The following is a 9,148-nucleotide window of genomic DNA, read 5'->3' as shown; positions in this document are numbered from 1 at the left end:
GGCGTGCATGAGCGGAGAAGAGCCATTTGATACGGCCAAGCTTTTCAGCTCTGAACACCTCAAAAAAGCTTGACCGCCAACAGAGGATCTACGTTTGTTTCGGGCCAGTCCATCCTGTGTCAGGCGCACGCGACCGCCTTTTCGTACGACGCGATATCGCGCCATACACCAAGGCGTTCGCGCGCAACACCCACAGGCATAATTGGCCAGAAACAAACGTAGGAGCGAGCGCCAGCTCGCGATGCGCCGCGCGGGCGGCGCTCGATCTCCCAAACCCTGAAGATGCCGCGCCGAGTGATGCCATCGGCAAGCCCCTAGAATCTCCCAAAACGGCCCAGCCGGTAAGCCGCCAGCTCGGCCCCGCCAGCCCGCTCGGCCAAACGCCCCACCCATTGCGCCGTGACCGCCGCCTGGGTCAACCCCAGGTGTTGGTGCCCGAACGCCAACAGCACCCGCCCGTCACACACACGGTCGATCACCGGCAGTGAATCGGGCAGCGAAGGCCGAAAGCCCATCCACGGCGTGGCGCCTTCAACACTCAGCTCTTGCTGAAACAAGCCCTTGCTCAAGCGGTGCAACTGCCACGCCCGCTGCATGCTCGGCGGCGCCTCCAGCCCGGCGAACTCCACCGTGCCCGCCAGGCGCAGGCCTTCGGCCATGGGGGTCATGATGAACTTGCGCTCCAGCGAAGTGACCGCAAAGGGCAGGCGCTGGTGTTCGCCAGGCAGCATCAGGTGGTAGCCACGCTCGGTGTCCAGCGGCACCCGTTTGCCGGTCAGGGCCGCGGTGAGCCGTGCCGAATGCGCACCGCAACTGAGCAGCACCTGGCGGGCGTTGAACGTGCCCTGGGCGCTGGCCAGGCTGACCCCGCCGCTGTGCAGGTGGCCACCCTCCACCTGCGCTTGTACAAAGCGCACGCCGCTGGCCTTGGCCGCCTCGAACAACGCGCAGACCACCCGGTAGGGGTCGATGAAATGCCCGGTCCTCGGGAAAAACAACCCGCCAAGCAACGACTCGCTCAGCTGGGGCGCGGCTGCGCGTACGGCGTGTGCCGACCAGTAATCCACGGGCACGGCCTGCTGTTGCAGGCGCGCCTGCAACGCCGCCAGCGCCTGCCGTGATTCGGGGCGCTCGAACACCAGCAGCGAGCCCGCTGCGTGAAACAGCTCGCTGCGCCCGATCGAGCCCAGCAGCTGTTGCCAGGCCCCCAGGCTGGCTTCGTTCAACCGGCGAATGCCAGCCACGCTGCGCTGGAACGGCGCTGGGCGCAGATTAAGCAGCAGCCGGGTGAACCACGGCATGGCCTTGGGCAGGTACTTCCAGTCCAGCCGCAGCGGGCCCATGGGGTCGAGCAGCATGCGTGGCAGGCGCTTGAGGATCGACAGGTCGGCAATCGGGAACACTTGCTCGGTCGCCAGGTGCCCGGCATTGCCGAACGAGGCGCCATGGCCGGGCGCCTGGCGGTCGAGTAGGGTGACCCGGCGGCCCTGACGGGCCAGTTGCAGGGCGCAGGCGACGCCGACGATGCCGGCGCCCACCACGGCGATGTCGGTTTCAGCGGTTTCGTGCATGCTCAGCCTTCCCGTTTACCGTCCAGCAGGCGCCGCAGTTGCAGCGGGTTGGCCTGTTGCAGGGCCTGTGGCAGCAGCGCATCGGGGAAGTCCTGGTAGCACACCGGGCGCAGGAAACGCAGGATCGCCGCTGTACCCACCGAAGTGGTGCGCGCATCGGTGGTGGCCGGGAACGGGCCGCCATGCACCATGGCATCACACACCTCGACCCCGGTCGGCCAGCCGTTGACCAACAGCCGCCCGGCCTTGCGTTCCAAGGTGGGCAGCAGGGCGCGGGCGCTGTCGATGTCGGCTTCGTCCAGGTGCAGGGTGGCGGTCAATTGGCCCTCCAGGTGCTCGGCAACCTGGCGCATTTGCTCATCGCTGCTGCAGGCGACCAGCAACGAGGCCGCGCCGAATACCTCGCCCTGCAACGCCGGGTCGGCAAGGAAGGCCTCGGCCTGGGTGACGAACAGTTGCGCCTGGCAATGGTTAGGGCCGGTGCCGCCCTGGCCGCTGGCCACGGGCTGGGCATTGGCGTTCTCCGCCAGGGCCGCGACGCCGGCCTGGTACGCACTGAAAATGCCCGGGGTGAGCATGGTTTGCGCAGCCGCCTGTTGCAGGTGGTGGCTGGCCGCACTGATGAAACGCTGCAAGGCCGGGCCTTGGCGGGCGATCACCAGGCCCGGGTTGGTGCAGAACTGGCCGGCGCCCTGGGTCAGCGACGCGACAAAGCCTTGCGCCAGTGCTTCGCCGCGGGCTTGCAGGGCCGCGTTGCACAGGAACACCGGGTTGATCGAACTCATTTCGGCATACACCGGGATCGGCTGCGGGCGTGCCTGGGCAGCCTGGCGCAGCGCCATGCCACCGCTGCGCGAGCCGGTGAAGCCAACCGCCTGGATGCGCGGGTCGCTGACCAGCGCGATGCCGACTTCATGGCCGGCGCCGTACAGCAGCGAGAACACACCTTCTGGCAAGCCGCACTGTTGCGCCGCCTGCGCCAGGGCCCGGCCGACCAGTTCGCTGGTGCCAGGGTGCGCGCTGTGGGCCTTGACCACGACCGGGCAGCCTGCAGCCAATGCCGAGGCGGTGTCACCGCCGGCCACCGAGAAGGCCAAGGGGAAGTTGCTGGCGCCGAACACGGCCACCGGCCCCAAGGCCACTTGGCGCTGGCGCAGGTCGCTGCGCGGCAGCGGCTGGCGTTCGGGCAGGGCTTGGTCGATGCGCACATCCAGCCATTCACCGGCGCGCACGACACGGGCGAAGGTGCGCAGCTGGGTGCAGGTACGGCCGCGTTCGCCCTGGATGCGCGCCTTGGGCAGGCCGGTTTCGGCCACGGCCCGGTCGATCAGGGCATCGCCCAGCGCTTCGATCTGCGCGGCGATGGTTTCGAGAAAGTGGGCCCGTTGTTCGAGCGAGGTTTCGCGGTAGGCATCGAACGCCGCCCAGGCCAGGGCGCACGCTTGGGCCACCTGTTCGCCGCTACCGCCGAAGTAGGGTGGTTCCAGCGCCTGGCCGGTTGCCGGGTTGACGGCGTGGATCGCCGCGCGGCTGCCGGTTACCGGGGTGTGGCCGATCAGCAGGTTGCCTGTAAGGTTCATGGAGCCTCCTTGGGGAATCAGGTGCATGTAGCAAGGCAAAACGTGCCCCTGTAGGAGCGGCCTTGTGTCGCGATTGGGCTGCGCAGCAGCCCCAAGGGTTGCGCGCAGACGCATGAATTGCCGGGGCTGCTGTGCAGCCCGATCGCGACACAAGGCCGCTCCTACAAGAGACCGCGCAGGCCATACGTCAGGCCAGGTTCTGCTCGGCCGACCAGCTGGCGTACCAGGTGCGGAACAGGGCGTACTGCTGCTCGGCATAGTTGCGCTGGGCGTCGGTCAGGGCGTCGGTCTCGTTGAAATGCAGGCTGTACTCGCGATCGCCGTTGAGCACCATCAAATGCTTGTAGTACAGCACCAGGTCGCAGCCTTCATCGAACGACGACAGCACCGCCAACGCCGCTTCCAGCTCACGCGCCAGGCGGCGGGCGCGGGCGTCGCCCTTGGCCGCCTGCTTGCTCAGGCTTACCAGTTGCAGCACTTCACGCGGCAGGGCGTTGCCGATGCCGGTGATGGCACCGGTGGCGTTGCAGTTGACGAAGCCATGCACCACCTGGGTATCGACGCCGACCATCAGGGTCACGTCATCGTCCTTGGAGGTGATGTGTTCGGCGGCGTAGCGCAGGTCGGCGCCACCGCCGAACTCCTTGAAACCGATCAGGTTGGGGTATGCGCTGCGCAGTTCGAAGAACAGGTCGGCGCGGGTGGCAAAGCCGTAGTAGGGGCTGTTGTAGATCACGGCCGGCAGCTTCGGTGCCGCGGCGAGAATGGCCGAGAAGTGGTGTTTTTGCGCGATCAGCGAGGCGCCGCGGCTAAGCACGCGGGGGATGACCATCAGCCCGGCGGCGCCAACCTTGGCCGCGTGGGCGGCATGCGCCACCGCCTCGCGGGTGTTCACCGCGCCAGTGCCGACGATGGTCGGGATGCCGGCGCCCACCAGGCGTGCCACGCCTTCCTGGCGCTGGGCCTCGGTCAGCAGCGGCCAGTCGCCCATCGAGCCGCAGTACACCACGGCGCTCATGCCGGCATCGATCAGTTCACGGCCTTTGCGCACCAGCGCGTCGAAGTCCGGCTTGCGCTCGGCGGTGCACGGGGTCATCAGGGCGGGCATGGTGCCGGTGAAGATGTTGTTGTTCATGCAAGTTACTCCTGGCGAAATTCGGGTGGGTCAAAAGGCGGGGTTCAGATGCCCCAGGCGAATGGGTCCTGTTCGTCGATCAGCAGGGTGCTGTCGGCGGTCATGTAGGCGCGGCCGGTGATGAACGGGCGAATCCGCTCGCCGTCGCGCTGGTAGTGGCCCTGGAACTGGCTGCCGGTGATGCTGGCCTGCACCCAGGTCTGGCCCTCGGCCAGCTTGCCGTCGGCCGCCAGGCAGGCCAGCTTGGCGCTGGTGCCGGTGCCGCAGGGCGAGCGGTCGTAGGCCTTGCCGGGGCACATCACGAAGTTGCGGCTGTCGGCGTCGGCGTCGTCGGCAAACAGCTCGACGTGGTCGATGGGCGCGCCGTGCTCGCCGGTAATGCCTTGCGCTTGCAGGGCGTTGAGCATGGCCCAGGTGTACGCGGTCAGGGCCTCGCGGTTATCCAGTTCAATGCGCTGGCCGTGTTCGGCAACCAGGAAGAACCAGTTGCCACCCCAGGCGATGTCGCCATGCACCACGCCATGCCCGGGTACGTGCACCGCCACGTGCTGGCGGTAGCGGTAGGCGGGCACGTTGGCGACAGTGACGGCGCCGTCTTCATGCAAGGTGGCGCTGACCTGGCCGACCGGGGTGTCGATCTTGTGCACGCCGGGTGCGATCAGGCCCAGGTGCTGCAGTGAAGCGACCAGGCCGATGGTGCCGTGGCCGCACATGTTCAGGTAACCGGCGTTGTTGAAGAAGATCACCCCGCAGGTGGCGTCGGCAGACACTGGCGGGCAGTACAGCGCGCCCACCAGCACATCGTTGCCGCGTGGCTCCAGCAGGCAGGCGCGGCGCCACGGGTCGTGCAGCTCGCGCAGTTCGTCGCGCTGCTCGGCCATGCTGCGGCCATGCAGTTGCGGGAAGCCCTGCATCACCAGGCGGGTAGGCTCGCCGCCGGTGTGGGAGTCGATGACGTGTATCTGTTTCATGGGCATGTCCCTGTTTGATCTGTATGGTCATGTGCTGCTGGTGCGGGCCTCATCGCTGGCAAGCCAGCTCCCACAGGTAAAGCCCTTCACCGCGCCAGTGCAGCCGAGCGCGGGTCTGTCAGGGGCTCATGGCTGGCTTCGCTTTCGTCCTCGCCTTCCAGGCGTACAAGGTGGGCAGGCACACCGGTAGCGGCCCCCCAGTAGTAGATGCCCAGCGCACTTACAGCCACCGCCACCGTGTCGAATGGGTGGCCAAGCACGCCCAGGCCGCCGAAGCTGCCCAGCCAGGACAACAGGATGGTCACCGCGTAGAAGCCGATCAGCCACGCCGAGCTGCGCATTTGCTGGGCCAGCGACAGGTGCTGGGTCGGTACGAAGCGTTTGCACATCAGGTACAGCACGAACATCACGATTTGCAGGGCCAGCAGCCAGGACACGGTGTTCCAGCCCGACCAGTACACGATCAGTGCGGCGATGATGAACGACAGGGGGCCCAGCACCGCCATGCCCTTGACCCGGAACGGGCGCGGCATCTCGGGGACGTTGCGGCGCAGCGCGGCGACACTGACCGGGGCCACGGCATAGCTCAGCACCAGGGCTGCGGACACCACGTTGATCAGCGCCTCCCACGACGGGAAGGGCAGGGTCCAGAACACCGACAGCGCGAAGGTCAGCCACAGCGCCGGGCGCGGGATGCCGGACTCGGCGTCGATACGGGTGAAGTAGCGGAAGAAGGTGCCGGTTTGCGCCCAGCCATAGATCACCCGTGGGGTGGCGTTCATGTAGATGTTGCCGCAGCCACTGGGCGAGATCACGGCGTCGGCCACCACCAGGTAGGCCAGCCAGCCCACCCCCAGTGCCAGGGCGATATCACGGTAGGGCAGGGCCAGTTCCTTGGTTACGCTGGCCCAGCCGTTGGCCAGCATTTCGGTGGGTACGCTGCCGAGGAAGGCCAGTTGCAGCAGGGCGTAGATGGCGGTGGACAGCAGCACCGACAGGATCAGTGCGATCGGGATGGTGCGCTGTGGGTTCTTCACTTCGCTGGCCACCGAAATGATCGGTGTCAGGCCAAGGTAGGCGAAGATGATGCCACCGGCCGATACGGCCATCTCCACGCCAGACAAACCGAAGGGGGCAAAGCCTTGCACGGTGAAGTTCTGCGGCTTGAAGAAGGTGAACAGCACGCCGATCACCAGCAGCGGCACGATGAACTTGAACACGCTGATCAGGTTGTTGGCCTTGGCAAAGGTTTTCACGCTGCGGTAGTTGAGGAAGAAGAACAGCCCCAGCAAGGCGAACTGCACCAGCCAGCCAAGCACGGTGGGGTCACTGGAGCCGGCCTTGGTCAGTTCGGGAAACCAGGCGGCAGCATATTGGCGCGAGGCGACCACCTCGATGGCGATCAGGCTGGAGAAGGCGATCAGGGTGATGAAGCCCATCAGGTAGCCCAGCAGCGGGCCGTGCGAGTACACCGGGTAGCGCACCACGCCACCGGCGCGGGGCAGGGCGGCGCCCAGTTCGCAGTACACGATGCCCAGCAGCAGCACGGCGAAGCCGCCGAGGAACCAGGAGAGAATGCCGGCCGGGCCGGCGATGGCCGCAACGTGGCTGGCGGCGAACAGCCAACCGGAGCCGAAAATGGCGCCGAGGCCGATGAAGGTGAGGTCCAGCAGCGATAACTGTTTCTTGAATTTGCCTGACATGGGTTCGCCTTTTTGTTGGTTATTGGATAGGCAGGTCTGATGTCACCAGGTGCGGCTTTCGGGCCGCGTTCTTGTAGGGCTTGGGCGGCTTGCGTGGGGCATAGAATGGGCCGATCGGGGCGGCGGTTCTTGATGGTTTTCTGCAAGGGGCATGACGAAATCGGCACAGTTGGGAAAAAGCAGTGGTCAGCCACAAGGGTGGGGAATAGGCTGTAGGCCATACCGTATAAGGGCTGTAGGTATGTGTGAGTAGTGCCGGCCTCTTCGCGGGCTCGCCCGCTCCCACAGGTACAGCACAGGATTCGGGAATTGTGAGGTACCTGTGGGAGCGGGCATGCCCGCGAAAGGGCCGACAAAGCCAACAGAGATCGAGCAGATGACCGACACCCCCCTGGCACCCCTCTACCACTCCCTGGACCAGCACCGTCCCGCCTCCCTCGAGGCCCTGCTGGCCGGTGTCTCGCTGCTGCTGCCGATCCTCGACGCCATCCCCAACGCTGCGATTTTCATCAAGGACCCGGCCGCCCGCTACGTGCTGGCCAACAACACCTTGGTCCAGCGCTGTGGCCTGAAGCGCCTGCAACCGTTGCTGGGCAAGACCAGCGCCGAAGTGTTTCCGGCGCAGCTCGGTCCCGGCTACACCGAACAGGACCGCCGCGTGCTCAAGGAGGGCCTGGTGCTGGAAGACCAGCTGGAGCTGCACCTGTACGGCAGCCGCGAGCCAGGCTGGTGCCTGACCCACAAGCGCCCGTTGTACAGCCAGGCGGGTGAGATCATTGGCCTGGTCGGCATCTCGGTCGACCTGCAGTCAGCGGCCGACAGCCACCCTGCGTACCAGCGCCTGGCCGCGGTGGACGAACATATCCGCCAGCATTTTCACCAGCCCATAAGCATGCGCGAGCTGACCCGCATCGCGGGCATTTCGGTGGCCCAGCTGGAGCGCTATTGCAAGCGGGTGTTCCACCTCACGCCACGGCAGATGATCCACAAGGCGCGCCTGGAGCACGCCCATCGCTTGCTGCATTCAGAATTGCCGATCACCGAGGTGGCCATGTGCTGCGGCTACACCGACCACAGCGCCTTCAGCCGCCAGTTCAAGCAACTGACCGGCTTCACGCCGCGCCAATACCGCCAGGCGACCAGCGATCAGCCCGCCTGAAACAGTGCCTGCGCCTCGGCAAAGCACTGCTCGGCAATGGCCGAACGTGGCTCGCTGCGGCGCAGCAGCAGGCCGACCGGGCTATGGATGGCGGCGTCGGCCACCGGCAGGATGCGCAAGTGCTCGCTGAGGTCTTCCAGGCCGCAGTCCAGTGGCATGATCGCGCAGCACATGCCGGTGTTGATGGCCTGAATCAGTTGGAAGCTCGAATCGCTTTCCAGCACCGCATTGGGCTCCAGGCCACGGCTGCGAAAGCTCAGGTCCAGTGACTGGCGGTAGTGCATGCCTTTGCTCAGCAGGCCCAGCGGAATGTCGCCGAGTTCGTCCCAGCGCAAGCTGTCGCTGGCAAACCGGAAGTGCCGGGTGTCATGCAGCAGGCCCATGGTGGTGATGCCGAGCTCGATCACTTCGAAGAAGCTGGTGTTGACCTGGTCCAGGTAGCAGATGCCCAGATCGAGCTGGTTGCGGCTAAGGCCGTCGATGACCTGTTCCGAGCTCAGCGAACTGAGCTGGAAGTGCAGCTCCGGGTATTTTTCCCGCAGCGGCAGCAGCAGGTGCATGGGGTTGAAACTGGCCAGCGGCACCGTGCCCAGGCGCAGGCTGCCGACCACCTGGCCACGGCAGCTGGCGGCTTCGGCCTGCAGGCCGTCGTGGGCGGCGAGCAGGGTGCGGGCCCAGGCCAGAATGCGCTCGCCGGCTTCGGTGAAGCCCTCGAAGCGCTGGCCACGTTTGACCAGCACCAGGTCCAGTTCGTCCTCCAGGTTGCGCAGGCGCATGGACAGCGTCGGCTGGGTGATATGGCACAGCGCCGCCGCCTGGCCGAAGTGGCGGGTCTGGTCGAGGGCGATGAGGAACTTGAGCTGCTTGATGTCCATGGAAGTGCCTGGGATGCGGGGTGTGTTGACCTTAACCAACTCTGCGGTGGCTGGCCATTGTTAGATGTTGCCTGGGCGGGCCCTGTCGCTGGCAAGCCAGCTTCCGCTGGGATCGCGTCAGGGCTGACAGGTGTTTGTCAAAAGAAATGCAGGG

At 66.1% G+C, this 9,148-nt stretch carries 7 protein-coding genes; 1 reads left to right on the top strand and 6 read right to left on the bottom strand.

What is annotated here, in order from left to right:
* Positions 1 to 314 precede the first annotated feature (314 nt).
* The 5 genes from B3361_RS02405 to B3361_RS02385 all read right to left on the bottom strand — a co-directional run bounded on the left by B3361_RS02405 (position 315) and on the right by B3361_RS02385 (position 6,960).
* Positions 315 to 1,571: an NAD(P)/FAD-dependent oxidoreductase gene (locus B3361_RS02405; RefSeq protein ID WP_029886569.1), complete on the bottom strand. Its 1,257-nt coding sequence runs from the start codon at positions 1,569 to 1,571 to the stop codon at positions 315 to 317.
* 2 nt (positions 1,572 to 1,573) lie between these two features.
* Entirely contained in the window at positions 1,574 to 3,151 is a 1,578-nt protein-coding gene (locus B3361_RS02400; RefSeq protein ID WP_054906248.1) for an aldehyde dehydrogenase (NADP(+)), read from the bottom strand.
* Positions 3,152 to 3,338: 187 nt separating this feature from the next.
* The gene (locus B3361_RS02395) at positions 3,339 to 4,286 is read right to left on the bottom strand and encodes a dihydrodipicolinate synthase family protein (protein WP_009683314.1); all 948 of its coding nucleotides are present in this window, start codon (positions 4,284 to 4,286) and stop codon (positions 3,339 to 3,341) included.
* A gap of 44 nt (positions 4,287 to 4,330) precedes the next feature.
* Positions 4,331 to 5,257 carry a 4-hydroxyproline epimerase gene (locus B3361_RS02390; RefSeq protein ID WP_009683315.1) on the bottom strand — a complete coding sequence of 309 codons (927 nt, stop codon included), beginning with the start codon at positions 5,255 to 5,257 and terminating at the stop codon, positions 4,331 to 4,333.
* 86 nt (positions 5,258 to 5,343) lie between these two features.
* Positions 5,344 to 6,960, bottom strand: coding sequence for an APC family permease (locus tag B3361_RS02385; RefSeq protein WP_054906249.1), 1,617 nt, complete (start codon positions 6,958 to 6,960; stop codon positions 5,344 to 5,346).
* Positions 6,961 to 7,336: 376 nt separating this feature from the next.
* Between B3361_RS02385 and B3361_RS02380 the strand changes: the two genes are divergently transcribed.
* Positions 7,337 to 8,119 carry an AraC family transcriptional regulator gene (locus B3361_RS02380; RefSeq protein WP_029886565.1) on the top strand — a complete coding sequence of 261 codons (783 nt, stop codon included), beginning with the start codon at positions 7,337 to 7,339 and terminating at the stop codon, positions 8,117 to 8,119.
* Here the strand turns inward: B3361_RS02380 and B3361_RS02375 are convergent.
* Positions 8,107 to 8,994: a LysR family transcriptional regulator gene (locus tag B3361_RS02375; protein WP_047150280.1), complete on the bottom strand. Its 888-nt coding sequence runs from the start codon at positions 8,992 to 8,994 to the stop codon at positions 8,107 to 8,109. The genes B3361_RS02380 and B3361_RS02375 overlap by 13 nt on opposite strands.
* Positions 8,995 to 9,148 lie beyond the last annotated feature (154 nt).

Origin of the sequence: Pseudomonas sp. UBA6699 (assembly GCF_002454615.1) — a bacterium.
Lineage (GTDB): Bacteria > Pseudomonadota > Gammaproteobacteria > Pseudomonadales > Pseudomonadaceae > Aquipseudomonas > Aquipseudomonas juntendi.
The sequence above is the reverse complement of the archived record's forward strand: the minus strand, read 5'-3'. Positions and strand labels throughout refer to the sequence as shown.